The 25,850-nt window shown below is 57.2% G+C and carries 23 protein-coding genes; 8 read left to right on the top strand and 15 right to left on the bottom strand.

The genetic code is table 11. From position 1 onward, the window contains the following. Positions 1 to 25: 25 nt before the first annotated feature. Positions 26 to 1,042, top strand: a complete 1,017-nt coding sequence (locus ABUK73_RS12955) for a LacI family DNA-binding transcriptional regulator (protein WP_353577641.1) — start codon at positions 26 to 28, stop codon at positions 1,040 to 1,042. A 14-nt stretch (positions 1,043 to 1,056) separates the two neighbouring features. On the opposite strand, the gene ABUK73_RS12950 is transcribed toward ABUK73_RS12955, so the two are convergent. The 5 genes from ABUK73_RS12950 to ABUK73_RS12930 all read right to left on the bottom strand — a co-directional run bounded on the left by ABUK73_RS12950 (position 1,057) and on the right by ABUK73_RS12930 (position 7,230). Then, a complete protein-coding gene (locus tag ABUK73_RS12950) occupies positions 1,057 to 4,200 on the bottom strand; it encodes an autotransporter outer membrane beta-barrel domain-containing protein (protein WP_353577640.1) in 3,144 nt (1,047 codons plus the stop codon). Between the two features lie 277 nt (positions 4,201 to 4,477). After that, entirely contained in the window at positions 4,478 to 4,993 is a 516-nt protein-coding gene (locus ABUK73_RS12945) for a DUF992 domain-containing protein (protein ID WP_353577639.1), read from the bottom strand. Beyond that, on the bottom strand, positions 4,990 to 5,331 hold the full coding sequence (locus ABUK73_RS12940) for a BON domain-containing protein (RefSeq protein ID WP_353577638.1): 342 nt from the start codon (positions 5,329 to 5,331) through the stop codon (positions 4,990 to 4,992). Before ABUK73_RS12940 ends, ABUK73_RS12945 begins: the two co-directional genes overlap by 4 nt. A 61-nt stretch (positions 5,332 to 5,392) precedes the next feature. Continuing rightward, a complete protein-coding gene (locus tag ABUK73_RS12935; RefSeq protein ID WP_113085781.1) occupies positions 5,393 to 5,572 on the bottom strand; it encodes a CsbD family protein in 180 nt (59 codons plus the stop codon). A gap of 161 nt (positions 5,573 to 5,733) precedes the next feature. Further along, positions 5,734 to 7,230, bottom strand: a complete 1,497-nt coding sequence (locus ABUK73_RS12930; RefSeq protein ID WP_353577637.1) for a helix-turn-helix transcriptional regulator — start codon at positions 7,228 to 7,230, stop codon at positions 5,734 to 5,736. 191 nt (positions 7,231 to 7,421) lie between these two features. Between ABUK73_RS12930 and ABUK73_RS12925 the strand changes: the two genes are divergently transcribed. Next, the gene (locus tag ABUK73_RS12925) at positions 7,422 to 8,189 is read left to right on the top strand and encodes an EAL domain-containing protein (protein WP_353577636.1); all 768 of its coding nucleotides are present in this window, start codon (positions 7,422 to 7,424) and stop codon (positions 8,187 to 8,189) included. A gap of 48 nt (positions 8,190 to 8,237) precedes the next feature. Here ABUK73_RS12925 and ABUK73_RS12920 read toward each other — a convergent pair whose 3' ends face one another. The 5 genes from ABUK73_RS12920 to ABUK73_RS12900 all read right to left on the bottom strand — a co-directional run bounded on the left by ABUK73_RS12920 (position 8,238) and on the right by ABUK73_RS12900 (position 13,649). Then, on the bottom strand, positions 8,238 to 9,158 hold the full coding sequence (locus ABUK73_RS12920) for an SMP-30/gluconolactonase/LRE family protein (RefSeq protein WP_353577635.1): 921 nt from the start codon (positions 9,156 to 9,158) through the stop codon (positions 8,238 to 8,240). Between the two features lie 28 nt (positions 9,159 to 9,186). Then, a complete protein-coding gene (locus ABUK73_RS12915; RefSeq protein WP_353577634.1) occupies positions 9,187 to 10,134 on the bottom strand; it encodes an ABC transporter permease in 948 nt (315 codons plus the stop codon). Further along, the gene (locus ABUK73_RS12910) at positions 10,131 to 11,072 is read right to left on the bottom strand and encodes an ABC transporter permease (RefSeq protein WP_353577633.1); all 942 of its coding nucleotides are present in this window, start codon (positions 11,070 to 11,072) and stop codon (positions 10,131 to 10,133) included. Before ABUK73_RS12910 ends, ABUK73_RS12915 begins: the two co-directional genes overlap by 4 nt. Then, a complete protein-coding gene (locus ABUK73_RS12905; protein WP_353577632.1) occupies positions 11,069 to 12,532 on the bottom strand; it encodes a sugar ABC transporter ATP-binding protein in 1,464 nt (487 codons plus the stop codon). Before ABUK73_RS12905 ends, ABUK73_RS12910 begins: the two co-directional genes overlap by 4 nt. Before the next feature lie 100 nt (positions 12,533 to 12,632). Beyond that, on the bottom strand, positions 12,633 to 13,649 hold the full coding sequence (locus ABUK73_RS12900) for an ABC transporter substrate-binding protein (RefSeq protein WP_353577631.1): 1,017 nt from the start codon (positions 13,647 to 13,649) through the stop codon (positions 12,633 to 12,635). A 291-nt stretch (positions 13,650 to 13,940) separates the two neighbouring features. Here ABUK73_RS12900 and ABUK73_RS12895 point away from each other — a divergent pair, with 291 nt between their 5' ends. Both ABUK73_RS12895 and ABUK73_RS12890 read left to right on the top strand, forming a co-directional pair. Then, on the top strand, positions 13,941 to 15,173 hold the full coding sequence (locus ABUK73_RS12895) for a GAF domain-containing sensor histidine kinase (RefSeq protein ID WP_353577630.1): 1,233 nt from the start codon (positions 13,941 to 13,943) through the stop codon (positions 15,171 to 15,173). Position 15,174: 1 nt separating this feature from the next. Next, positions 15,175 to 15,915 (top strand): response regulator transcription factor, encoded by a 741-nt coding sequence (locus ABUK73_RS12890; protein ID WP_353577629.1) that lies wholly within the window; start codon positions 15,175 to 15,177, stop codon positions 15,913 to 15,915. Positions 15,916 to 15,982: 67 nt separating this feature from the next. Here ABUK73_RS12890 and ABUK73_RS12885 read toward each other — a convergent pair whose 3' ends face one another. The 5 genes from ABUK73_RS12885 to ABUK73_RS12865 form a co-directional block, all read right to left on the bottom strand. Beyond that, positions 15,983 to 16,792, bottom strand: a complete 810-nt coding sequence (locus tag ABUK73_RS12885) for a DeoR/GlpR family DNA-binding transcription regulator (RefSeq protein WP_353577628.1) — start codon at positions 16,790 to 16,792, stop codon at positions 15,983 to 15,985. Between the two features lie 93 nt (positions 16,793 to 16,885). Further along, positions 16,886 to 17,893, bottom strand: a complete 1,008-nt coding sequence (locus tag ABUK73_RS12880; protein WP_454892369.1) for an ABC transporter permease — start codon at positions 17,891 to 17,893, stop codon at positions 16,886 to 16,888. A 71-nt stretch (positions 17,894 to 17,964) separates the two neighbouring features. Continuing rightward, complete coding sequence (locus ABUK73_RS12875; protein WP_353577626.1) at positions 17,965 to 19,509, bottom strand: sugar ABC transporter ATP-binding protein; 1,545 nt, start codon at positions 19,507 to 19,509, stop codon at positions 17,965 to 17,967. Continuing rightward, positions 19,506 to 20,123, bottom strand: coding sequence for a DUF2291 family protein (locus ABUK73_RS12870; protein WP_353577625.1), 618 nt, complete (start codon positions 20,121 to 20,123; stop codon positions 19,506 to 19,508). The genes ABUK73_RS12875 and ABUK73_RS12870 overlap by 4 nt, the downstream gene beginning before the upstream one ends. A 69-nt stretch (positions 20,124 to 20,192) precedes the next feature. Next, a complete protein-coding gene (locus ABUK73_RS12865; protein WP_353577624.1) occupies positions 20,193 to 21,134 on the bottom strand; it encodes a D-ribose ABC transporter substrate-binding protein in 942 nt (313 codons plus the stop codon). A gap of 377 nt (positions 21,135 to 21,511) precedes the next feature. On the opposite strand from ABUK73_RS12865, the gene ABUK73_RS12860 reads away from it, so the two are divergent. From ABUK73_RS12860 to ABUK73_RS12845, 4 genes are read left to right on the top strand one after another with little or no spacing between them, the layout of a single operon-like run. Then, positions 21,512 to 22,492 carry a sugar phosphate isomerase/epimerase family protein gene (locus tag ABUK73_RS12860; RefSeq protein WP_353577623.1) on the top strand — a complete coding sequence of 327 codons (981 nt, stop codon included), beginning with the start codon at positions 21,512 to 21,514 and terminating at the stop codon, positions 22,490 to 22,492. Positions 22,493 to 22,538: 46 nt separating this feature from the next. Continuing rightward, positions 22,539 to 23,360 carry a transketolase gene (locus ABUK73_RS12855; RefSeq protein WP_353577622.1) on the top strand — a complete coding sequence of 274 codons (822 nt, stop codon included), beginning with the start codon at positions 22,539 to 22,541 and terminating at the stop codon, positions 23,358 to 23,360. After that, positions 23,360 to 24,322, top strand: coding sequence for a transketolase family protein (locus ABUK73_RS12850; RefSeq protein ID WP_353577621.1), 963 nt, complete (start codon positions 23,360 to 23,362; stop codon positions 24,320 to 24,322). The genes ABUK73_RS12855 and ABUK73_RS12850 overlap by 1 nt, the downstream gene beginning before the upstream one ends. Beyond that, positions 24,319 to 25,809 (top strand): FGGY-family carbohydrate kinase, encoded by a 1,491-nt coding sequence (locus ABUK73_RS12845; RefSeq protein WP_353577620.1) that lies wholly within the window; start codon positions 24,319 to 24,321, stop codon positions 25,807 to 25,809. The genes ABUK73_RS12850 and ABUK73_RS12845 overlap by 4 nt, the downstream gene beginning before the upstream one ends. Positions 25,810 to 25,850 lie beyond the last annotated feature (41 nt).

Raw genomic sequence — 25,850 nt, 5'->3', positions numbered from 1 at the left:
TTTGAGAGCCGTGGAAAGGCACTTCATGAAAGGCATTCGCCAGCTTGCAGAACATCTTGATATTTCTATCGGTACGGTCTCCCGTGCCCTGAATGGAAAAGCGGATGTCAATGAGGAAACGCGTCGCCGTGTTCTCGAAGCGGCCGACAGGCTGGGCTATGTCGCCAACCAGTCGGGACGTTCGTTGCGCAAGGGATCGACCGGCGTTATCGGCTTCATGATGCAGACAGGCCCTGAAATTACCGGGCAAGGCGACACATTCTTCATGAGCGTCTTCGATGGCGTGCAGACCGTTTTTGCCCGGCATAAGCTTGATCTGGTGGCGCTGCTCTGCTCATCCGACGAAGACCCGGATGCCTATCTCCAGCGTGTCGTGGCGCGGGGTTTTGCCGACGCCATCATTCTCTCGGCCACCCGTCTCCACGATGCTCGTTTCGAACTGCTCGCTCGCCACAACATTCCCTTCATAACCCTTGGACGAAGCCAGACGGATGTCGGTCAGCCTTGGATCGACCTTGATTTTGAGGGCATGGCGGAAGTCGCTATCGAAAGACTGGTGAAGAACGGCCACAGACACATCGGCCTGATTTGGCCACACGGCGATCTCAATCTCGGTCATCTGTTCGTCCAGAGTGCGCGCGATGTGCTCGGTCGGCACGGTCTGTCTTTGGCAGACAATCACATCTTCCGCGCAACGCCGAGCGAAACGGGCGGTTATGGCGTCGCTCGCCAGATCATGGCCTGCGAAACCCGCCCCACCGCTGTCGTTCTCGTCAACGAAACATTGGTGACAGGCCTCTATCGCGGGCTGGAGGAAGTCGGCTTGATGCCTGGTAAGGATATCGCCATTATCGGGCGGCAGAGCTCACAGGCGCAGTTTTTGCAGCCAAGCCTTACCTGCTTCAGCCTGTCTCTTCGCGATCTCGGCATCAGCCTTGCCGAAAGCCTGTTATCCGTTATGCCGGACTATCAGGCGCACTATCCCGATGCCATCAAACGCAAGGTCTGGCCGATGGACCTGATCGAAGGAAAGAGCGGCTGAGCAAGTGGCTAGATTTAGAAATCGATCGACAGGTTTGCGTGGGCGGCATTCGACTGAAAGCCGCTCGCAAACTCCCCGGAATAGGTCAGCGAGAGGCGGGCCGACTTGGAAAGATGGGCTGTGATGCCTGCCCTCAACACGAGCGCATCTTGCGGAACGGTGATGCCTTCGAGAACGAATGGCGAGCCGCCAGCGAAGCTGGTCAGAATACCGGGCGTCAGGTCACCCGCCGCATGACGCCAGCCAATCATGCCTGAGGCAACGACGGGCAGATCGCTGGTTTGCAAAGCGGCCGACCAGCGGATGCCAAGGGTCGATAGAGACACCTCACGGTCGCTGCCCGATACGGACAGCGCCGCTGCACCGCCACTCTCACTGAAGTCATCGGTATCGAGGTTGATGTAGGCCAGATTGGCGAAGGGCTGAACGCTGAAATCATCTGCTTCCAGAGTCCAGGAAATACCACCGAACACCTGCGTTGTGGCGCTATTATATTTTGCGGAAAGCTGGTCTGTGAATGTGCCAAATGCGATATCACGCTGCGTCGAAACTTCGTTTTTCGAGTAGATCGCGCCACCGATGATATTTAAAGGTCCCATATCGCCCGCTGCGTAAAGGCCGACATGGTAGGAATCTGCACTGGCCTGCGGCTGCGCAGCAAGATGGCTGTATCCAATCACGCCGCCCAGTCGCAAATGGTCGGAAACCGCCACATCAGCACCTACGACGGTTCCGGCGAGGCTGGTATTCAGCCCTCTGGCATTGCCGTCACTGGTGAAATTGTTTTGCGCAAGAATGCCCGATGTCCAGAAGGAAACGCCATCGGCATCTGCGGCCCGCCGATCATTCAAAGGGTTCATCTGGTCGATGATCGTTTCGCGGGTAAACTGGCTGTCCGATAGGAAAGCACTCTGGAGAGACGCGTGAATTTCGCCATTAAGCTGGGCGAATGCGCTTTGCGCGGTCTGAACATCAAGCGGTAGCACCGCTGAAAATAGCGTGTTCGAGACGCCAAGATTTTCAACGGCAGCCGCTGTGGCTCGATCATTCGCGGTCAACGCAACGTCCTCGAAGCGGACAGTGTTGCGATCGAGATTGAGATCAACGCTGCTGTTGCCATAGGTAAGCGTCGGCGACAGGAAGGCAAAATCGCTTGCGACACTGTCGAAGGAGCCCGTGATGCTGTTGGCTGTCAGGATTGTATAGTCCGTCGAAAGACCATAGCGGCCACTGGCAGCACGGATCTGCAAGGTGCCGCCGTCAATGGTGATCGTGTCCGCATCGACCCGGTCGGACGCGCCGCTGCCGTTGATGTCGAGTTGATAGATCGAGCCATTGCGAAACGTCAGATTTCCGCCCACGTTCAGCGTCGCGATACCCGGTCCGGGAGCAAGTGTGCCGCCCGAATTGACGACCAGTCCGCCAGACCTCCCACTGCCGGATAAGAGCCCGCCGTCAAATACATCGATTGTTCCAGTCACCGTTCCCTGATTGACGAGTTCGCCGCCTGAGATCGTCGCCGTCCCGGTGATGATGCCGGTGTTGGAGAAAGCGCCGTCCACATTAACAAGAGAAGCAATGGTGCCGTCATTTGCTGCGGTGCCCTCATTTGTCACCGCGCCTGCCGTTGCCCCGCTGTTGTTGGTGAAAGTGCCTTGTTTGCCGACTTCGACATCGCCCAGCCTAGCGTTGTTGACGACTGTTCCTCCAACGACCTGTGTCGTCCCCGTAACCTCACCACCGGCATTGTTGGTGAACTGCCCGCCGTTGTTTTGCAGTGACGCGATGGTGCCCGCATTGGTCACCGTGCCTGCATTGCGGATGGCACCCGCAGTGGCATTTGTGTTGTTGACGAATGCCGCCGCCGCCGCGACATCGGCGTCCGTAACAATGAAGTTGTTCGTCACGGTTCCGCCGGAGACGGTCGTCACGCCGGTCACCGACCCATTATTCGTGAAGCTGCCGCCATCGTTTTGAACAGAAGCAATGGTGCCTGCATTGGTCGATGTGCCGGAGTTCCTGACATTGCCAGCCGTCGCTCCGCCGTTGTTGACGAAGGCCGCAGCGGCTGCGACGTCCACGTCCGTCACCACGAAGTTGTTTGTCACCGTCCCGCCGGAAACAACGGTCTTTCCGGTGATTTCGCCACCACTGTTGTTTGTGAAGTTTCCTGCGGTATTTGTCAGAGAGGCAATCGAACCGGCATTCGAAGCAGTTCCGGCATTCGTCACCGCGCCCGCACTGGCATTGGTGGTGTTGGTGAAGGTACCGCCAGCCCCGATATTGACCTCGCTCAGTTGCGCATTGTTCGTGACGCTTCCGCCGGAAACCGTCGTGACGCCCGTCACAACGCCTCCGGCATTGTTCGTGAACGTCCCCGCATCATTTTGAACCGAGTCAATCGTACCGGTGTTGGACACGGCGCCAGAGTTTCTGATGGTTCCAGCCGTGGCCCCTGTATTGTTGACGAAGGCCGCCGCCGCTGCAACATCGGCATCCGTCATGACGAAATTGTTCGTCACGGTCCCGCCGGAGACAGTGGTCTTTCCGGTAATGGTCCCGCCTGCATTATTGGTAAAATTGCCCGCCGTGTTCGTCAGTGACTGTATGGTGCCAGCATTGGAGGCGGTGCCGGCATTGGCGACAGCACCTGCGGTGCCGCTGCTATTATTGGCAAAGGTTCCGCCTGATGAAACGGACACGTTGCCCACCGTACCATTGTTGGAGAGCGCAGTGCCCACGCCAACGACGCCACTGCCAAGCGTGCCATTCACCGTCACATTGCCGTTGTTCAGCTTCAGTTCGCCATTGAGCGTACCGTCAACCCCAAGGCTGCCGCCGTTGAGACTGACGTCCGAGTTCAGCACGCCGCCTGCATTGATGGCGACGCTGCCAGCCGTGATGGTGCTGTCATTCGTGACCGTCAGCGTGCCTGTGTTGGTGATCGTGACATTGCCACCACCCACACCGAGTTGGTCGATTGTCACACCATTCGTCACCTGCGGCGAGCCGCTGTTTACCGATGCGGCATCCGTTTCACCCGGAAGGTTAGGGTTCCAGTTTGCTCCATCGCTGAATTCATTGTTGGCGCTGCCGGTCCAGACGGACTGACCGAAAGAAGGTGTCGTGAGGGCGAGCGAGACCAATGCTGTAAACAAGCCGAGGCGCCGGGATGATTCCGGAAGCAGCTGGTGGGTCATGCGCTAACCAATGCTAAGAGCGTCAGCCTACATCGGCGGACGAGTAACAATTCCTAGCGGATCATGGTTAATGAGGACTTAATTTAGCGATTTCTTGCGCTCTCATGCGATCAACCTAAGTCTGCGTTGCGCATGGTGTTGCAATCTAGAGTGCAGCGCGAGCAATCGCATATTCAGTATTGACGCAGATTAAAAAACGCATGGCACCCCGGTGCCATGCGTCGTGTATCCTTGGTTAGCCTGCTGTGCGCAGCTGAAGGCGCGATACGCCCGCTGCTACGTTCAGGCCAAGGCCAGCCTCGGCGCTCAGTGGCTGCAAACCGAAGTTCTTGTTGTTGCCGCCGACCAGCGCGTTGGCTCCAAGGCCTACACCAACCGAAGCGCGGGCAGATGCGCCGACATAGGTGCCTGCAAGGCTGCCCTGGCCGATGGTCGTTGGTTCGGTGTTGACGACGATCCAGCTGAGATAGGACTTGCCGGTAACGCCGACGTCGAGGCCGAGCTTGCCGATGGTGCCGGTGTAGCGCTCGACCTTGCCGGTGCGCTGCTTGAACTGGCAGTCAACCGCGCGGCTGGAGCCTACAAGAAGACCGATACCGCCTGCAACTTCGCAAGACAGGGTACCCAGACGCTGCTTGGGCTGCGCCACCACTTTTTCAGCAGGTTTGCGGTTGTGATGCATGCTGGCAGCAGAGGCGGCAGAAGTCATGGCCATTGCGCCAGCAAGCGCGAGGATGAGTGTCTTTTTCATTTTATGTCTCTTTTCATGTGAAGAATCTTGCCGGATGTCCGTCGATCTTTTTTGAGGTCGAGGGCAGGCGGTATGGGTGGGGTCAGGCATGTCTCACGCACATCGATGTCGCTGAAGACGGGCCTTGATGAAACATCGGCGGCAATCCCTATCGCCTTGTCCACGGCTGCGTTGCATGACGCTTTGCCGGTGAGCATGACGACGTCAGACGTAACCTCAACATCGATCTGGCAATCTTCTAGACCCTGTGCGTAGGCCAATAACGATTTGATAGCGGCACTGGTTGCACACTGGCCAGAAGATGGTGCTGACGGCGCTGAGAAGACGGGGAAAAACATTGCGGGATTGCCTCCTAGATCCGGCTTGCCAGTGCGGCAAGCCGGATTGCTGGATCAACGCTTACTTCAGAGCGCCCTTGACGGCATCGACACCCTTGCCGACGCTGCCCTGAACCTCGCCAGCAAGCTTCTCGCCCCGGCCTTCGGCTTCCAGCTTCTTGTTGCCCGTCAGCTTTCCGGCTGCCTGCTTGATCGTGCCCTTCAGTTCCTTGGCGGCACCTTCGATACGGTTCTTATCCATGATGTATCCTTCCTAAGACTGTGTTCTTAATCATCCGGCGTCGGTGGGAGCCAACGCCATGCCATAGGAGATACAGCTGCAAGCCAAGCTTTTGCAGAGTGGAAAGTACTATTCGAATTGGTAGAAAATGACCTTTTTTACGAAAATCGGCCTGTTTTTGATTATTTTTTGGCTTTGGCCTTGGCGTCGGTCGTGCCGGTGAAGCCGCGCTCTCGCGCCCAGATGACCGCCGCTGCCCGTCGGTTCACACCGATTTTGCCATAGAGCGAGGCGATGTGGTTGCGGATGGTGTTTTTGGAAAGATGCAAGGTCTCTCCCATTTCCGCATCGCTCTGGCCGTTGCAGATCAGGCCTAAAATTTCACGCTCACGGTCGCTTAACTCCATCAGTTGTGCTGTGGGCGCTGCTGTTGATTGGTGCTTGAGTGTCGCCAGACGGTCAACGATGGAACGGCTGAACCAAGATGTATCCGCCATCACACTTTCGATGGCTTCCACCAGTTGCGCTTCGCTGCGCCTGCGCTCGGTTATATCCTGCAGCGCCCAGATCACGCATTGTTCATCATTGATTTCCACGCGCTCGGCGGAAACGAGGCAATCGGCCATGCCACCGTCTTTCTGGCGCATGCGCATGGCTTCGTTGCGAACGAAAATATTGTCACGCAGCTTCTCCTCCAGCGCACGCCGTGCGCCCACGTCTTCCCAAAGGCGCAGATCGCTTGCCGTGCGACCGGTGATCTCGGTGGCGCTGTAACCGGAGACTTGCAAAAACGCGTCGTTGACTTCGGTGAACACGAAATCATCCAGCCGGGAAACGGCTGCGGGTGCGGGTGAAAGCTTGAAGGATTTCGAAAAACGCTCCTCGCTCTGGCGCAGCGCATTCTGGGCTTTGCGTCTTGCATCGAGATCGGCGAAGGTGAAGAGCATACAGGGTTCTTCAACCACGGAAATCGGCTCACCGGCGACGATCACCAACCGGTCCCCGCCATCGGGCAGTGGCACCAGCGCTTCACGGTGGCGGATAACCCTGCCATCGTTCAGCTTGGTCAAGGCATCCTCGCCGGTTTCGCAGTTCGAAAACAGACCTATTGCCTCGACCGTCTTTCCAACGACTTCTTCTTTGGTAAAGCCCGTCATTTCCAGAAAGCCTTCATTGACCCGGATGAAACGGTGGTCATCCAGGCGACAAATGAGGCCGGGCGCGGGGTTCGCGTTGAATGAGCGTTCGAACCGTTCTTCCGCCTCGAAGCGTGGCGTCTCGTCCCGCAGGATCAAAGCCAGCACATCCGGCTTGTCGGTGCCGTCGGAAATGATCATGCTGCGCACCGTGTGCACCCAGACCAGATCGAGATCGCTGGCTGGCGAAATCTCCACCGTGACGTCGTCTATCGTCTCGCCCGATAGCAGACGCTCGAGCGGGTATTGGCCTTCTTCGAGAAGATGGTTGTTGCGATAGCGCAGCGTAAATCTGCGCCGATACTCTTTGGCATCCGCCCCAAGCGCCTCGACGCTCTCGACGCGGTGCATGTCTAGCGCTGATTCATTGGCCCAGGCAACATTGCCGTCAGGCTCCAGAAAGATGATGCCGTCGCTCAAGCCCCCTATCAGTTCCTGAAGACTGCCGCGGTTGATCCTGGGTGGCTTGGGAACGTCGTTCATATCGGTCTCGAATGCGCTGGGTGGAAATCACGTCTGATCATCATGCCGTCTCTGATGGCGAAAAGCGAGCGCCGTGCAGACGAAGCGCATGGTCATCTGGGAAAGGTTGCAATTGGAAATGGTACAGCAACAGAAGCTTAATGCCTTATAATCTAATATTCCGAAAAACAACGACATGGGGAGCATGAACAATGCCGACACAGTGCAATGGTTGCCGCGATGGTGCAGCTTTCGATGTGCCATTCTCTATGGCGTTTCAGCCCATTGTCGATATCAGCACAGGCAAGGTCTTTGCTCACGAAGCATTGGTGCGCGGGCCGAATGGCGAAGGTGCGGGCACCGTTCTTGGGCAGGTGAAGGCCGACAATCGCTACGCCTTCGATCAGCAATGCCGGGTCAAGGCAATTGAGCTCGCGTCAAGCCTTTACGACCCGGCTGACGATGTGAAGCTCTCGATCAACTTCATGCCCAACGCCGTCTACGAGCCGCGGGCCTGCATTCGCCTCACATTGGCAACGGCTATGAAAACCGGCTTTCCGCTGGACCGCATCATTTTCGAGTTCACGGAAAACGAAGTGCTCGATACCAAGCATGTGCTCCACATCTTGAGAACATACAGGGATATGGGTTTCAAGACGGCAATAGACGACTTTGGTGCGGGTCACTCAGGACTGGGTCTTCTCACCCATTTCCAGCCCGACATCGTCAAGCTCGATATGGATATGATCCGTGGCATCGACACCGATCCGGTAAGACGCACAATTGTCAAACACACCCTGAATATGCTGCAGGACTTGGCAATCGTCCCCCTGTGCGAAGGCGTAGAGACTGAGGACGAGCTGGCTGCACTGAGGGATCTCGGAGTATCCCTTATCCAAGGATATCTGCTGGCGAAGCCAAGCTTTGAAAAGTTGGCAATCCCCGTTACGCCAACAGCACTTTTTCCCAAAGTTGCCTAACCGTAAATTTGGTAAGGCAACCCGTTGGTTGTCGCGAACGGCCGCTGCTCAAGGGTACTGCGCACCCGTGGCCGCCACGTAAATCGAATACAACGACTTCGTCGCCGTGATGAACAGCCTGTTCTTGCGCGGGCCACCGAAGGTGAGGTTCGCGACCGTCTGCGGTATCTTGATCTTGCCCAGCAGCGTGCCCTCGGGCGAAAAGCAATGCACGCCGTCTCCAGCGCTGGTCCAGAGATTGCCCGCGACATCCAGACGGAAACCGTCAGGCAAGCCGTTGTCCAGCGCGCAGAATTCCTGCCCGCCCGTCAGACGCTTGTCGTCAACCACATCGAAAACGCGGATATGGCGCGGGCGGGTAATGTCGTGGCTGGATGAGCTATCGGCAACGTAAAGCTTGGTTTCGTCCGGTGAGAAGGCCAATCCGTTGGGTTGGCCGAAATCATCCACCATGATGTCGATCTCGCCTGTCAATGGATCGAGGCGGTAGACGTTGCGCGTTTCCTGCTCGGGCTCCGATTTGTAGCCCTCGTAGTCGGACAGAATTCCATAGGTCGGATCGGTAAACCATACGCTGCCATCGGAGCGGACGATGACGTCGTTGGGGGAATTCAGTCTCTTGCCGCGATAGCTGTCGGCCAGCACAGTGATGGAGCCGTCAACCTCTGTGCGGGTCACGCGCCGTGTGCCGTGTTCGCAGGAAACCAGTCTGCCCTGCCGGTCGCGGGTGTTTCCATTGGCGAAATTGGAGGGTTGGCGAAACACGGAGACGCCGTCTTCCGGCACCCAGCGCAATATCCGCTGGTTGGGAATATCGCTCCACAACAGGCAATTGAGGTCGGAGAACCAGACCGGGCCTTCGGCCCAGCGGCAGCCGGAATAAAGCTCTTCAAGCTCAGCATTGCCGACAATCAATTGGCGGAAACGCTCGTCGCGGATTTCATAGAGGGAAGAGGTATCTGTCGGCATGGGCTTGATCCGAAAATTGGGGTCGCGTTCAGCGCAGCTTTTTAGGGCCGCTCGCAAGAAGAATGACGGAGATGATGATAAGGCCTGTCAGAATGAGGCGAATGCCCGCACCGAACCCGTAGGTGTTGAGCATGGACACGACGAGGAACATGAAAAGCGATGCGCCCCAGATGCCCGGAACATTGGAATCGCCACCCGCAACCGCCGTGCCGCCGATGACGACGACGGCAATCGACATCAGCAGATACTCGGCACCCATGTTAAGCGCGGCGCCGCCGGAGAAGCTGGCCAGCAGATAGCCCGCGATGGCTGCAAGGACGGCGCAAAGCACGTAGGTGATGAAGCGCGTGCCATCCACCGGTATGCCTGTCATCCTGGCGGCAAAGGTGCTTTGGCCGATGGCGGATATCCAGCGTCCGTAAAAGCTGCGATCAAGGAGAACCCAGGCGATTGCCGAAAGCAGCAGTGCAACGAGGGCGACGTTGGGGATGCCGAAGGTGCTGGAGATGGCGAAGTCTGCCAGCATCTGCGGCGGCTTGATGCGCAGGCCGCGGTTGGTCCAGATGGCCGTTGATTGCACGATGAAGCTCATGGACAAGGTGGCGATGATGGGTGGGATGCGCAGAAGTTTGATGAGCGCATAATTGCCGATGCCAACCGCAACACCGATGCCGATGGCAACCAGCAGCCCCGGCAGGATGAGGTTGTCAGAGACATCCATGAACTTCAGGGCAACAGTACCGGATAGCGTCATGGTAGCCGGTACGCACAGATCAATATTGCCGGGGCCAAGCGTGATGACGAACATCTGGCCGATGCCGACGATGACGGAAAAGGCCGCAAATGTCAGTGCCGCATGCGATAGGCCGAAGGAGCTGGAACCGCCGGTAAACAGCACGGTGATGATCCACACCGCAATCGTGGCAGCGAAAGACCAGATCCACGGTTTCTTCGAAAATCTCTGCAAGGCACTCATTGGTTTTTCTCCCGCTTTTCGAGGCGGTTCAGCAGTAGGCGAAGGCCGAGCACGACGATGAGGATGGCGCCCTGCGCACCGATCTGCCAATCCGGCGAAATGCGCATGAAGGACAGGAACGAGCCCGCAAGCGTCAGCGTCAAAGCACCGATGACGGCACCGATGGGCGAGACGCGACCGCCGACGAATTCACCGCCGCCCAGAATGACACCGGCAATGGAGAGCAGCGTGTAACGCAGTGCGATATTGGCATCCGCCGAGGTGGTGAGGCCGACCAGCGCAATGCCTGCCAGCACGGCGAAGAAACCAGCTAGCGCAAATGTCGCGGCGCGGATGCCGATGACAGACCAGCCGGAGCGTTCAACCGACCTGAAATTGCCTCCCACACCGCGCATCAGCACGCCAAAGGACGAGCGCATGACGATGTAATGGGCAATGGCGGCAATCACGATGCTGGCGACGATGGCCATGGGGATGAAGGGCGGCTTCGCCGTCATGATCGTGCGTATCCACACAGGTGCCTGACCGCCCGGGGATGGCAACAACAGAACGGCCAGCCCGCCCCAGACAAAGCTCATGCCCAAAGTCACGACGATGGAGGGCAGCGCACGGATATGGATGATCGCGCCCATGGCGGCATAAACAGCAATGGCGGCTGCAAAAATGAGGATGCCGACCACCGGCGAGGTTTGCAGAAACGTCGCGGTAACACAGGCGCAGAAGCTGACGAAGGTTCCCATGGATAGATCGAGATCGTTGACCGACATGATCAGCATCTGTGCGATTGTCGCAAGCGCTATGGGAACGGCCAGATTGAACAGCAGGTTGAGGCCCGTATAGCTCATGGCGCGTGGCTGCATGTAGAATACGGCGATCAACAGCACGGCGAGAGATGCGGCCGGAATGATGAGGCGTAGGGCGTTGGCGGAAAGTTTCATGCGTGCGCGTCCCCGGAAAAAGATGCAGCAAGCACTGCCTGTTCGTTGATGTCATCGCCGGTGAGTTCAGCCTGAATGCTGCCCTCGCGAAACACATAGACGCGGTCGCACAGGCGGATTTCGTCCATTTCGGTCGAGTACCAGATGAAGGTTCGGCCATTGGCGGCTTCGCTGCGCAGGATGTCGTAGACCTCCTGCTTGGTGCCGATATCGACGCCACGCATCGGGTCGTCCATCAGCACGGTGCTGGCTGTGGTTGCCAATGCGCGGGCAAACAGCACCTTTTGCTGGTTGCCGCCTGACAGAGAGAGGATTTTGTTGTCGACATCGGGTGTGCGGATTTCGATCCGCTTTTTCCAGCTGGCCCCGAGTTCGTCTTCCCTGGCGCGATTGACGAGACCTGCAGGTGAAAAGTCGCGCAGGGATGCGATGCTTAGATTTTTCAGAATGCTCCACAGCGGAAACGTGCCGTTCAGGCTTCGGTCGCCGGCAACGAAGGCGATGCCCTGATGCCGCGTCGGAAACCAGCTGCTATTGCGGGAGAGATAAAGGTCCAGCAAGGCTTCCGTCTGTCCGTGGCCACCGAGACCTGCTAGCCCGATGATCTCGCCGCGGTATGCCTCGAAAGGTAATCCCTGTCCTTTTCTCGGCGGCATGGACAGGGCGGTCGGGCCAGCCTTGCGTTCCAGTGAACGCTTCCAGCCCTGCTCTTTCACGACACTGCCCATGGCTTCCACAAGGGTCTTATTGGAAAACTCCGCGGCCGGGCGATCTGCCACCACTTTGCCGTCCTTCATCACGACGACACGGGTTGCTGTGGAAAGAATTTCGCCGAGAATATGGGAAATCAGCAGCACCGCGCCGCCGGTGCGCACGAAGCGGCGCACATAATCCATCAACTGTTCGGCAAGCCCCGCATCCAGCGATGATGTCGGCTCATCGAGAATGACCAGCTTCGGCTGTTCGTTGACGCCTGCAAAGTTGATGGCAATTTCCACCATCTGCCGTTCGGCGATGGAGAGTTCCGAAATGGTCAGATCGCAATCAATCCCATGGCCGGGAAATATCTCGTCCAGCTTTTTACTGATGAGAGAAAGCGCGCGGCTGCGCCAATTGCTGCCCTTCATGTCGGTATGCATGATGCGGACATTTTCGTTGATCGTCAGATTGGGGCAGAGCGACAGTTCCTGAAACACACAGCGCACGCCGCTTGCCCGCGCTGCGGCAATGCCATAGCTGCTCGGCTTGCCGCCATAGGAGACGGAGCCCTCATGCGGCGTCAGCCCGCCATTGATGACGTTGACGATGGTGGATTTTCCCGCGCCATTGTGGCCGACGAGGCCAAGGCACTCGCGGGAGCGAATGACGAGATCGGCACCATCCAGCGCTTTGACGGCACCGAACACCACCTTCACGCCCCGCGCTGCGACGACTTCCTGTGTGGATATCACTTCGTTCATGAGCAGTTACGCCAGTTTTGCGGCTTTACGCCACGGCTTTACATCCATCGCAGCGCCGCCGGGCGGCACTGCGATGTCTTGGTGCTGGGAGGGTCTGCGCTTACTTTGCGGAGGCGATGACCTTCTGTGCATCTTCCAGGCTGTATTCGACGTTTGCGACGCCGCCCTTCTGGGTGTTCTTGAGGTTCTCCTCAAGATTGGCCTGATCGATGCGCAGGAACGGAACGGTCAAATCTTTTTTCACGTCCTTGCCGTCGAGGATTTGCTGTGCGACCCAGAAAGCGAGTGTGGAGACGCCGGGGGCGATGGAAACCGACATGGTCTCATACCCGCTGGCATCCTTCTGCTGCTTCCACCACTGCAACTCGTCTTCACGGTTGCCCATGACGATAGTTGGTGTCGGACGCTTGGCTGCGGCAAATGCCTGTGCAGCACCGTAACCATCCCCACCCTGGGTGACGACGGCCGCCACTTCCGGCAGGCTTGGCAGAATACCGGCAACAGCGCGCTGTGCCACATCCTGCGCCCAGTCGCCGTTCACAGAACCGACGATCTTGAACTGCGTGTTCTTGGCAACACCAGCGGCAATACCTGCGTGAATTTCGTCATCGACGGACACACCGGCAAGCCCACGAATTTCAAGCAGGTTGCCGCCCTTCGGCATTTTCTTCGCAAGGTAATCGATCTGGCTTTCACCCATGGCCTTGAAGTCCACGGCAATGCGCCATGCGCAGGGCTCGGTCACGGTGCCGTCGAAGGATACGACGGTGATACCGGCATCGCATGCTTCTTTGATGGCGCCGTTCAGCGCGGTCGGCGAAGCAGCGTTGATGACAATGGCATCATAGCCTTGCAGAATGAGGTTCTGAATCTGGGCCGCCTGTTCGGTTGCCTGATTTTCCGCTGTCGTGAACGGGTCGGCAGCGGCAACGGTGCCAGCCTTGACGGCGTCCTTGGTAATCTTGTCCCAGCTGGTCAGCATGGCCTGGCGCCATGAATTGCCCGCGTAATTGTTCGAAAGCGCAATTTTTTTGCTTGATGTCTCGGCATGTGCGGTCATCGGTAAGGTCGCACATGCGACAGCAACCGATGCCAGAAGCATCTTCCTGATAGCCATTGATTTTCCTCCCTAGTGGCCCACCCGTCTCCGGGCAAAGAAACCTTCGCGACGCCTCCTCGACGTTGAGCTGAGATTCCCGTTGCACCGGGGCTCCTTTCCCCAGTACTAAATAAGCATGACCGGGAAAGCCTTTGATGTACAGGCTGTTCAAGGCAATCTGGTTGCGGGTTCCCGCAGAATTTATGCGGGTTTCCGCAGGACGCAAGCGCCACGACGGCGCAAGATATGTGGCCTGAGGTCGATTGCGACTTCAGGCCATGTTGCAGACGCTTGGGAGGGCGTCCGCCAATGCTCGACACACCACGATCATCGCTGTTTCACCATTATATGGGCATTTCGCGGCTGCTGGCCGGGCAGCTGGAATTCAATGCCATCATTCAGGCCGTCGACACCGAAATTACCCACATCATTCCGCATGATCATTTGGACGTCTGCATCAAGCTCATCGATGGCAAATATCATATTGCTTATGAGAGTGGCATGGACAGCGCCTGGAGCCAGCAGCCGCCAGCACTACTCACCGGTAGCCCCATTCGCTCCCTTCTAGCCGGGCAAGTCGATTTTCTGCTGAGTGGCGATGCATGCTGCGATCCGCGCTTTCATTTCGAAGGCTCCTTCTCCAGCCCAATCATAGAACTCGGTCTTCACAGCCGCCTGCATGTTCCGATGAAGGTCCATGGCGATATCATCGGCGCGCTCAGTTGCTCGTCACTGGAGGCGAATGCCTACACCATGGAAGACGTGGCCAATGCCCGCGCGGTAGCTGACCTGCTGGCGCCGTATTTTTTCGCCATCCGTGCAGCAGATCAGGCCAAACGGTCCGCCATCGTGGAGGCCGAGGCCCATGCACGCGAAGAAGGATTGCGCCTCGGCGCGCTGAAACTGACGCAAGCCTTGGAGGCAGAACGCCAGCGCATCGGCATGGATTTGCACGATCAGACCCTTGCTGATCTCACCCGGCTTGCGCGCCGCATGGAGCAGATGACCCACATCTCCGATCTTTCCGGAGAAATGCTCGAGCCGCTGGCGCGCAGCCTGCAGCACTCCATGCAGGATTTGCGACAGATCATCGAGGAGGCCAAGCCCTCGATCCTCCAGCTTTTCGGCGTTGTTCAGGCCATTGAGAACGATCTGGAACGCTCGGTGCGCGACAGCGGTCTGGCAATCGAATGGAGTGTGGTCGATGAAACGGATGGCCGGATCGAAGCGCTGGAGCAGACGGTGGCAACCTCCGTGTTTCGCATCGTGCAGGAGGCCGTCAACAATGCCATCCGCCATGGCCAGCCGAAGAATATTAGCGTGCATATCCAACCCATCGATGGTCATCTGCGCATCATCGTCAGCGACGATGGCAGCGGCTGCGGCAAACACGCCGCCGTTCACGGCCATGGCATCGGCAACATGAAGACCCGCGCCCGCCTGATCTCCGCCCGCTTCGAGATGGGGCACAACCGGCAGGGGCCAGGAACTTTCGTCAGCATTACCTTGCCTGACAACGCGCAGATATTCGGGGAAACGTGAGATGGAAGTACTGATCGTGGAAGATGACGTTCTCCATCGCTCCTATCTGAACGAAGCGGTGCGCGCTGCACTTCCAGAATGCAATCACGTCATCGAAGCGGAAAACGGCAAGACGGGCGAAAAGCTGGCGCGGGAAAATCGCTCAGCCCATATCGTCATGGATTTGCAGATGGGCGAGCGCAACGGCATCGAGGCCGCGCGCACCATCTGGAAGGAGCGCCCTGATACCCGCATTCTGTTCTGGTCGAATTACTCCGATGAGGCCTATGTGAGGGGCGTCTCCCGCATCGTGCCTGATGGTGCCGCCTATGGTTATGTGCTCAAGTCCGCTTCGGACGAGCGTCTGCGCCTTGCGCTCCGCAGCATCTTCATCGAAGCCCAATGCGTCATCGACCGCGAAGTCCGCGGAATGCAGGAAAAAAGCCTTGGCCGCGTCAGGGGCTTCAGCGATTCCGAATACGAAATCCTTATCGACGTCGCTCTTGGTCTGACGGACAAGACCATAGCCCGTCGTCGCAACCTGTCCCTCAGAAGCGTCCAGAACCGCCTCCAAAGCCTTTATGAAAAGCTCAACGTCTACCAGACGAGTGGCGACGGTGAGCCCGGAGGCCAATACAATCTCCGCACTCGAGCGGTGACGGTGGCATTCCTGCGGAAACTCCTCAATTACAGCGCATTGGAGCGGGCAGAGCAGGAGCTTGCGCAATGGTCAGGGGCGCGAAACACGCGGTGTGAATCGTGAGGCGGTTCCTCAATGGATTTTTCGTTAGGTGGCGGTGAACTTGGTCCTGACCTTCGATCAGAAGGCATTACTTGGCTATTAATACTTCGATGCCACGTTTTTCAAACTCGCGGGCGTCTCGGTCAGAAATACCGTCATCGGTGATGAACGAATGTATGACATCCAGCGAGCCCAGGCGTGTAAAGGACGACCGATTGATTTTGGTGGAATCGGCAACGAGATAGACGTGGGCAGCGGCTTTGATCATAGCCTCTTTGAGTTGAAGATCTGCGAAGCTCGGATAGGTCAAACCTGTGTCCAGTGCGACACCGGCGGTCGCCAAAAACAGTTTTCCCGCGAAGATATTCCGAAAATACTCGACAGATTTGTCGCCCGAAAGCGAAAGGGTGGGGGATTTGAACTGGCCGCCCGGCATGTGAACGGCGAAGCTGGGCACTGAACCGAGAATGATGGCGATGTTGAGCGCGTTTGTAATCAGCGTCAGGTCACGTCGGCTTTTGAGCCGTGTCGCGATTTCGGTCGTGGTGGTCCCGGCATCCAGGATCAATGTCTCTCCGTCCTTGACGAGGCTTGCGGCAAAAGCGCCTATACGGCGCTTCTTATCCATATTCTCCTGATGATGAAGCGTCATGGCGCCAGTTTGAGGAGCGGTCGTGTTGAGATAGGCCCCACCGTGTTCGCGGGTGATGAAACCTTCGTTCTCTAGTCTTTCGAGGTCCTGTCGGATCGTTGCTTCGGACACACGGAAGGCCCCAGCCAGTTCTCTGACGCGGGCAGAACCTTCTTCCTGGACCCATTCGAGGATGCGGCGGCGTCTTGGCTCCGACAACAGCCCGATCATCGATTCCGAAGCATCGTGATCATCTTTCGCGTCCATTTATGGTCCACCCAAACTTAGAATTCGAAAAGCGCTCAAAACAACGATTCTCCTCGTTAGACCGTTACAGCAATGGTCTTCAGCTTCCAATCCTCAATTGATATTCTGCTGTAGAACCACGCGGGCCTGAAGCTTTTGCTGCATTTGATCGACCACGACGGCCGCAATAATCACAAGCCCCTTGATCACCGTCTGCCAGAAGGACGAGACGCCCATCATGATCAGGCCATCGGCAAGAATGCCTATGACGAAAGCACCAACGATCGTGCCTGCTATGCGCCCACGACCGCCGGACATGGATGTGCCGCCCAGTACCGCTGCCGCAATCGCGTTTAGTTCGAAGGTTTCACCTGTTGCAGGGTGGCTGGCCTGTAATTGGGAGGAGATGATGAGGCCAACCAGTGCTGCGCAAACTCCAGAGAACATGTAAACGAAGAGCTTTATTCGATCCACGCTGACGCCTGAGAGAGCTGCGCCGCGTTCGTTTCCACCAACCGCATAAATGTGCCGACCGAGTGGCGTTCGGCTGGCGAGATAGGCAGCCAGAAGCGCAACGACAACCATGATCCAGACGGAAACGGGAAGGCCGAAAAGCGTGCCTGAGCCAATGACGCGGAATGTGTCTGATCCGTATTCGGGATTACCGGCAAGGTTCGGAAAGGTTCGCCCATCGGAGAAGAGCAGCGCTGCGCCGCGTGCCACATAAAGCGTGCCGAGCGTTGCTATGAAAGGCGCGACATTGAGCTTTGTAATCAGCAGCCCGTTGATCCACCCGATGAAGACGCCGACCACCAAAACGATGAGGCAGATCTCGATCGTGTTGAACTGGATGCTGTAAGCCAGACCGAGAAAGTTTAGGTCTATGCCGTAAAGAACGAGATAACCCGCAACCATGGCGCAAAGGCCGACAATCGAACCAACCGAAAGGTCGATGCCTCCCGCGATGATGACAAAGGTCATGCCGATGGCCAGAAGCGCATTCAGCGCCACATGCTTTGAGATAATCAGCATGTTGCCGGTTGAAAGAAAATTCGGGGCCGCGAAAGCGAAAAAAGCAAACACGAGGATAAGCGCCACAAAGGTGCGCATGTGCAGAAGCATCAACAGCGCCGATGTACGGGACCTTGAGCCCCCAATGACAGTCTTGACATTGCTAGCAGCGTCGATGTTGCTCATTGTGTTTCAACCCTGTTGAGATTGGGCGTTGCTGCAGAAATGACGTCCGCCGCATTGGCACCTGCTGGGAATTGCCCCGCCAACCTGCCATTTGCCATGACGAGGATACGATCTGAGAGTGCGAGGACCTCTTCCAGATCGGATGTTACGAAAAGTATGCCCAGCCCTTCTCCAGCCAGACGTCGCATCGTGCGAAAGATTTCCGCCTTTGCACCGATGTCGATCCCGCGCGATGGCTCGTCCATCAGAAGGATTTTCGGTTTTGTCATTAAAGCCTTGCCGATGACGACCTTTTGCTGGTTGCCGCCTGAAAGACTGGAAACGGGATGCTCGAGACTGGCGATTTTGATCGCCATACGCTTGACGAATTCCGCAGCCTTCGCGGCCTCTGCCTTCAGGTTCAGATGAAACCCGCGCGTGAAATCGTAGAGCGACGACATTGTCAGATTTTCGCGGATGGACATGATCTGAACCAAGCCATCGCGCTTTCTGTCTTCCGGTATCAGAGCCAGACCACGCCGGATGCGTCCGGAAACACTTTTTTCCTTCAACGGCTTTCCAGATATGAAAAGGCGACCCGATGAGTTTGGATGCTGCGCCATGATGCATTCCAGAAGCTCCGACCGGCCTGCACCCATCAGGCCGTACATGCCAACGATTTCTCCTTCGCGAACCGACAGAGACATATGGTCCACGGCGTAACCGCCAGCGGGGCTAGGAAGGCAAATGTTCTCGACACGAAATACTTCTTCGCCGAGTGCATGTTCGACAGTTTTCGGAAATTCCTTGGACGCGCTACCGATCATATTGGCGACGATCCAGGGTATGTCCACACCCTGCATCGAGCGCGATCCTGTGATGACGCCGTCGCGCAAAACGGTAATATAATCGCCGATACGGATCAGTTCTTCCAGCCGGTGCGAGATATAGACGATCCCGACGCCTTGGCGCTTCAGATCATTGATGACCCGGAACAGAACTTCCACTTCGGCAGCCGAGAGCGCAGATGTTGGCTCATCGAGGATCAGAATGCGCGCATCGCCAGCAAGCGCCTTGGCAATCTCAACGATTTGTTGCTGACCTATCCGCAGGTTCCCAAGCGGCGTGCCGGGGTCGATATCCTGCTCAAGACGCTTCATCAGCGCTTGTGCCGCAGCGGTCTGGGCGCGGCTGTCGATGTGAATTCCACTGATCGTCTTTTCGTGACCCACGAAGATGTTTTCTGCCACCGTCAGGTTGGGAAACAGGTTGAGTTCCTGAAAGACGATGCCGATGCCGTGCTTTGCGGCGTCGGATTTATCCGCGAATGTGACCTGCTGGCCATCCAGCTCAATCGTTCCGCCGTTCAACTGTTCAACGCCCGCTATGATCTTCATCAGCGTTGATTTGCCGGCACCGTTTTCGCCGACGAGAACGTTGACCGCCCCCATGCGCAGGTCGAAATCGACATTCTTGAGGGCCTGCGTCCCGGGATAGACTTTCGAGCCATTTCGGATCGACAAGCCGATGGGATGAGGGGCAGCGGTCTGAGCATCGCTCATGGCGCTACCTCTATCGAAACAGGCATGACGAGAGGCTTTTCGTTCGCGGAACGGATCACCACCGCGCCAAGGAAACTGATCTTCTTGCCTTTCAGCGAAATATCAGCCGCCGGTAGCTTGGAGACGGCCTTGTCGTTCAACGCGCGGCCAAGTTTTGCATATTCAATCTGATCGCGGAACGTCGAAAAATCATAGAGAGCCGTCGTATCCCGCAACGCAGTGCCCTTGATGACTGGCCCCAGCTGTAGCGTCGCATCTGCGGTTCCGTCTCCGTCGAGGTCGATTTCCGCAGTCGCACCTTTCGAGGCGCGGTTTTCATCGATAACGGTGCCGCTTCCTTTAACTGCGAAATTCCAGCCCCCACCAGCGCCACCAACGCGGACGCCCTGGTTTTCGCCTGCCTTGTCGAGCCCGTTCTTGATCGCGTTGCGCAGCGTAGTCAGATCGACGGCCTTCTGTTCCAGTGCCGGAACGAGCTTTGTATCAAACGTCGTTTCCACAAGCTCAGCAATCGGATCTGAAGCGGTGCCAGCGCTGTGATCGGTCTTGACAAACTTGCAGCCGGACAAGGAAGCAGCAAGCAGGCTTGCCACAAAAAGGGTTCTGATCTTCATCGGTATCCCGCACTTCTTCGAATCAGTCACCGCCCTGCCTACGTATTTGGCCGAGCGGTGATGGCGGTGTTACTTGGACAGCGCGAAGGTCTCGAGCTTGGAGGCGTTGTCAGCATTGACAAGAATGCAATCCATCAATTGCTTTTCCTCAAGGCCAGTCTTGCCCGTCTTGATGAACTTGTCGGCCTGCTCGACGGCCAGCTGCGCCTGCTGGTAGGCAGGTTGGAGGACGGTGGCCTTGATGCCACCCTTCTTGATGGAGTCACGGACATCGTTGGATCCATCGAAGCCAACAACGATGACATCCTTGCGCCCTGCCGCTTCTAGCGCAGCATAGGCACCCATCGCCATGGTGTCGTTGCCGGAAATCACGCCCTTGATGTCGGGGTGAGCCTGAAGGATCGATTCCATCACAGTATAGGCTTCAGTCTGCGACCAGTTTGCCGTCTGCTTTGCCACCAGCTTCATGTCCGAATACTGGTCGATGACGTCATGGTAGCCTTGGGAACGAATGCCTGCATTGGTGTCGGATTCCTTGCCGATAAGCTCGGCATAGTTACCCTTCTCGTCCATCAGCTTGACGAACTCTTCGGCCCCCAACTGCGCACCCTGATAATTATTGGAAACGATTTGTGAAACGGCGACGCCGGTTGTTGTGATTTCGCGGTCGATGAGGAACGAGGGAATGCCTTTGTCCTTGGCTTTCTGTACAGCTGCAACAGATGCATCCGCACCTGCATTATCGAGAATGATGGCTTTAACGCCAGCAGCAATGGCGCTGTCGAACAGCTCGTTCTGCTTGTTGGCATCATCGTCATGGACAAGCACCATCGTCGCATAACCCAGGTCCTTCGCTTTGGCTGCAGCCCCGTCTGCTTCAGCCTTGAAAAACGGGTTGTCGTGGCTTGGGGTGATGATGGCGATGGTATCGGCCGCCAGCGCGGTTCCCGCCATAGCTCCGGCAACACCCAGAGCGAACACGGACATCAATAGACGCTTCGTCAGTTTCATAATTACCTCCCAGGAATACACCACCCTCCAGTGGCTTGAGCTGAGACTATTGATCACTTTCGTTTATTGTCAATATATTTTTGTTGCGGGTACTTTCCGCGGGCAATCGAAATGAATAGGCGCCATAAATGTTGCGATGCAACAAAATTCGCGATTTTATCCGCGATAAAATGACTTGATCATGACGATAATTTGTGCAAATTCTTCATCAAACGAAAGAGATCGAAAGCAATCAACAGCCCTCCTTGGCGCTTAATTTGCTTTGGGAGACGGTCTCGAATTTTGGTCAATGCCTCATATGGCAGTGTCTTGTCTTACCGTTTGGGCGGTCGCCAACGTAGGTGATCTGCGGTCGGTGAGTGAAATGGAGGAAACACATGAGCGAACAACGTTACGGTGCCGGTATCTGGCATTTCGCAACCTATCTCGACCGCTATGCCACTGACGGTTACGGCACTCCGCGCAGCGTCATCGACGCGATCGATCTGGCGGGGCAGGTCAAGGATCTGTCTGTCGTCGACATCAATTATCCCTTCTTTGGCGGAGACTTTTCCAACGCTCAAGTGAAGGAAGCGCTGGATCGAAACAAGCTTGGTGTTATTGGCATCACGCCTGAAATTTACACGCGCGAATTCGTCAAGGGCTCATTCACCAACCCGGATGCTGGGGTACGTCGGCGAGCTCATGAGCTGGTGACGGAGGCCTGCGATCAGGTTCGTTATTTCGGCGCCGATTACGTCAAGCTCTGGCCCGGTCAGGATGGCTGGGACTACCCGTTCCAGGTGGATTACGGCACCTTGTGGAAGCATTCGCTCGATGGTGTCGGTCAGCTGGCAAGTGAAAATCCGGATCTCAAATTCGTCATCGAATACAAGCCACGCGAGCCGCGTGTGCGGATGAGTTTTGGCTCCGTTGCCCGCACCCTGCTGGGAATTGAGAAGATCGGCCTGCCGAATGTCGGTATCCTGCTAGATTTCGGCCATGCCATCATGGGCGGAGAATCCGCGGCCGACAGCGCCCAGCTCGCTATCGATTACGGTCGTTTGTTCGGTATGGACGTCAACGACAATTACCGTTCCTGGGATGATGACCTCGTGGCAGGCAGCCTGCATCCCATCGAACTTTTCGAGTTCTTCTACGTGCTGAGGAAGAACAAGTGGGACGGCGTCTGGCAACTAGACCAGTTCCCGTTCCGCGAAGACAGCGTTGCGACCGCCAACCATGCCATCGATTTCCTCAAGGCTGCGTCGAAGGGGCTTGATGCGCTCGACGTCGACGCGTTGCGGGAAGCGCAGAGCCGTCACGATGCCATCGGTGCGCTGAAGATCGCTCAGAAGGCTCTGTTCGGCGCGATGTAGGCGACGAACCAAAGAGCGCGGAACTGCTACTGAAAGGCCAACACCAATGTTGAAGAACGACATCGCCGATACGATCCGGGAGAAAGCCTTGTGGATGCGCCGCAGGGCCTTCAAGATGGTTTTCGATGCCCAGCTCGGCCATCCCGGCGGCGACTTCTCGGCGATTGACATTATCGCGACCCTTTATTTCGGCATCATGCGCTACGATCCGAAAAAGCCGGATATGGCGGAGCGGGATCGCTTCGTCATGTCGAAGGGGCACGCGACCGGGGCGCTTTATACGGCGCTTTGCGCAGCCGGATATTATCCAGAAGAATGGCTGCAGACTTATATGCAGCCGCAGTCCAAACTGAACGGCCACCCGAACCGGAACTATTTACCCGGTGTAGAGACCAATACAGGGCCGCTGGGTCACGGTGTGCCGGTGGCACTCGGCATTGCAATTGCCGGTCAGATGACCAACAGCGATTACCGCACTTTCGTTCTGACAGGCGACGGCGAATTGCAGGAAGGGTCGAACTGGGAAGCCGCCATGACGGCTGGCAACCGCAAGCTTGGCAAGTTCACACTGATCGTGGATCGCAACCGGTTGCAACAGGGCCTGGGCACCGAGGAGACCAATGGTCTCGACCCGCTCGACGACAAGTTTCGCGCCTTTGGCTGGGATGTCGAAATCGTTGATGGCCACGACATTCACGCTCTCGTGAGCGTTTTGTCCGAGCAACCTGGCGGGCGCACGAAACCTCTCTGCATCATCGCCAACACGATCAAGGGCAAGGGTGTGTCCTTCATGGAAAACAAGGCGTCATGGCACCATGGCGTGCCTAATGCCGAACAATACAATATTGCTATGGAGGAACTGGTCTGATGGCTTCTCCCGCTGTAAAACAGGAAGGCTTTCACGATTGTCGTGACGCTTGGGCTCGCACGATCGAAGAACTGGCCGCCAACGACCCCCGGATTGTCGCCGTTGTCAATGACTCCGTCGGCTCCTCGAAACTGGGTAGCTTTCAAAAGACATTTCCCGACCGGTTGATCAATGTCGGCATCGCCGAACAGAACATGGTTGGCGTCAGCGCGGGCCTTGCCAATGGCGGGCGAATTCCTTTCGTCTCTGCCGCGTCGTGCTTTCTGACTGGGCGTGCGCTGGAGCAGATAAAGGCGGATATCGCCTATGCCAATTTCAACGTCAAACTGGTCGGCCAATCCTCGGGCGTGGCCTATGGCGAATTGGGGCCAACGCACCATTCCATCGAGGATTTCGCTTGGCTGAGGCCCCTGCACAACATCACGGTCATCGTGCCTGCCGATTCCTGGGAAACGGCAGAGGCAGTGAAATGGGCCGCAGCCCATGAGGGACCTGTCTATATCAGACTGAGCCGCATGCCGGTCCCCGACCTTGTCGTAGCTGACCGAACATTCCAGCCCGGTCAGGCTGAACTGGTGCGTGCGGGCACGGACGTTACACTCGTAGCCTGCGGCACCATGGTCCATCTCGCTGTCCAAGCGGCGGCGGAACTGGAGAGTGAGGGCATTTCGGCTCGCGTTCTGAACATGGCAACGATTTCACCGCTTGATGAGGCTGCGATTTCTCTCGCCGCGAATGAAACTGGCGCGATCGTGACAATCGAGGAAGCCAATATTCACGGCGGTCTCGGTGGTGCGGTGGCTGAACATACGTCTGCAACGACGCCTGTTCCAGTGGAGCGGATGGGCTTTCCAGGTTTCGTTCCAACGGGCTCAGTGGAATGGTTGTTTGATCATTTCGGCCTGACGCCTGCCGGGATTGCAAAAACGGCACGCAAGGCGATTGGACGCAAACGCGCATGAGCGGCGGGCATGTCATAGCCATCGATCAGGGCACAAGCAGCACAAAAGCTATCTTGGTGGATGCTACGGGCAGGGTGGTGGCCAAGGCGTCGGCGCCTTTGAAGTCCAGCTATCCGAAACCCAGCTGGGCTGAGCAATCCGCCGACGACATCTGGTCCAGTGTTCAGGCGGTTATTGCCGAGATCGTCGGAAGCGGCAGCTTCGACATCGCGGGACTGGCAATCGCCAACCAACGTGAAACACTGGTGGTGTGGGACGCGGCAACCGGCAAGCCTGTCGCGCCAGCGATCCTTTGGCAGTGCCGCCGCACGGCAAGTGCTTGCGAAAGGCTGATCGCCAGCGGCGCGGACCCTGCAGTCGTGGATGCAACCGGCCTTTCCATCAATGCGCTCTTTCCGGCCTCCAAGCTGGCTTGGGTTATGGAGAACGTGGCAGAAGCGAAGAGCCTTGCAGACGAAGGTCACCTTCGCGCTGGTACCGTAGATAGCTGGCTGCTTTACAAGCTAACGGGCGGACAGGAATTCTCGACGGACCATTCCAATGCGTCTCGCACCCAACTGTTCAACACTGCCACGTTGCAGTGGGACGAAGATATGTGTGATTTGTTCGGCGTGCCGTCATCGGTGCTGCCGCATGTTCGAAGTTCGGACAGCCGTTTTGGCGAAGTCGCGCAAGGTGCTACGGCCCTCAAAGCCGGTGTCCCGATCCTTGCCATGATGGGCGACAGCCATGCCGCGCTTTATGGCCATGGTGTTCGGCAGCCGGGATTGGTCAAGGCGACATATGGCACGGGATCTTCGTTGATGACGTTGACGTCGCAACGCGTGCTTTCCAATAACGGTCTTTCCGCAACGATTGCATGGAGTGACAGGGACGGCGTCGTTTACGCGCTCGAAGGCAATATCACGGTGTCGGCGCAGGCTGCTACTTTCGCTGCCGATATGCTGGGTCTGCCCAACGCCTCTGCGCTCTCTGATCTTGCACAAACAGTTGCGGACAGCGGTGGAGTTACCTTCGTTCCGGCCTTAGCGGGCCTTGGTGCACCACACTGGAATGACAATGTTTCGGGCACCATTTCCGGCATGACGCTGGCAACGACCCGCGCCCACATCGCCCGGGCGACACTCGAGGCCATCGTGTTGCAGATTGCTGATGTTTTCGCCGCGATGGAGAAAGATATCGGGTCGCGACTGGAAGGGCTGCTCGCGGATGGCGGTGCTTCCTCCAACGATTTTCTGATGCAATTGCAGGCGGACATCCTCGAGCGACCAGTGACGCGTGGCGATCAGGCCGAGGTCGGCGCAATTGGCGTCGCAACCCTGGCGTTACGCAGTCTTCGTGACAAAACGCCGGTTTCGGATGCGTCACGAACGGCGTTCCATCCGCACATAGATGCAGCCCACTGGCGTCGGCACAGCAGGCGAAACTGGGAGGGCCTGCTGGCACAGTTGATGGCAAAGCCAAGCGTTGGGGTTTCGACGGAGTGATGCCGAAGCCCGATACCTAAGCAGAAACGTGCATCGATAGA

Origin of the sequence: Agrobacterium vacciniicorymbosi (genome assembly GCF_040427045.1) — a bacterium.
Lineage (GTDB): Bacteria > Pseudomonadota > Alphaproteobacteria > Rhizobiales > Rhizobiaceae > Agrobacterium.
The sequence above is the reverse complement of the archived record's forward strand: the minus strand, read 5'-3'. Positions and strand labels throughout refer to the sequence as shown.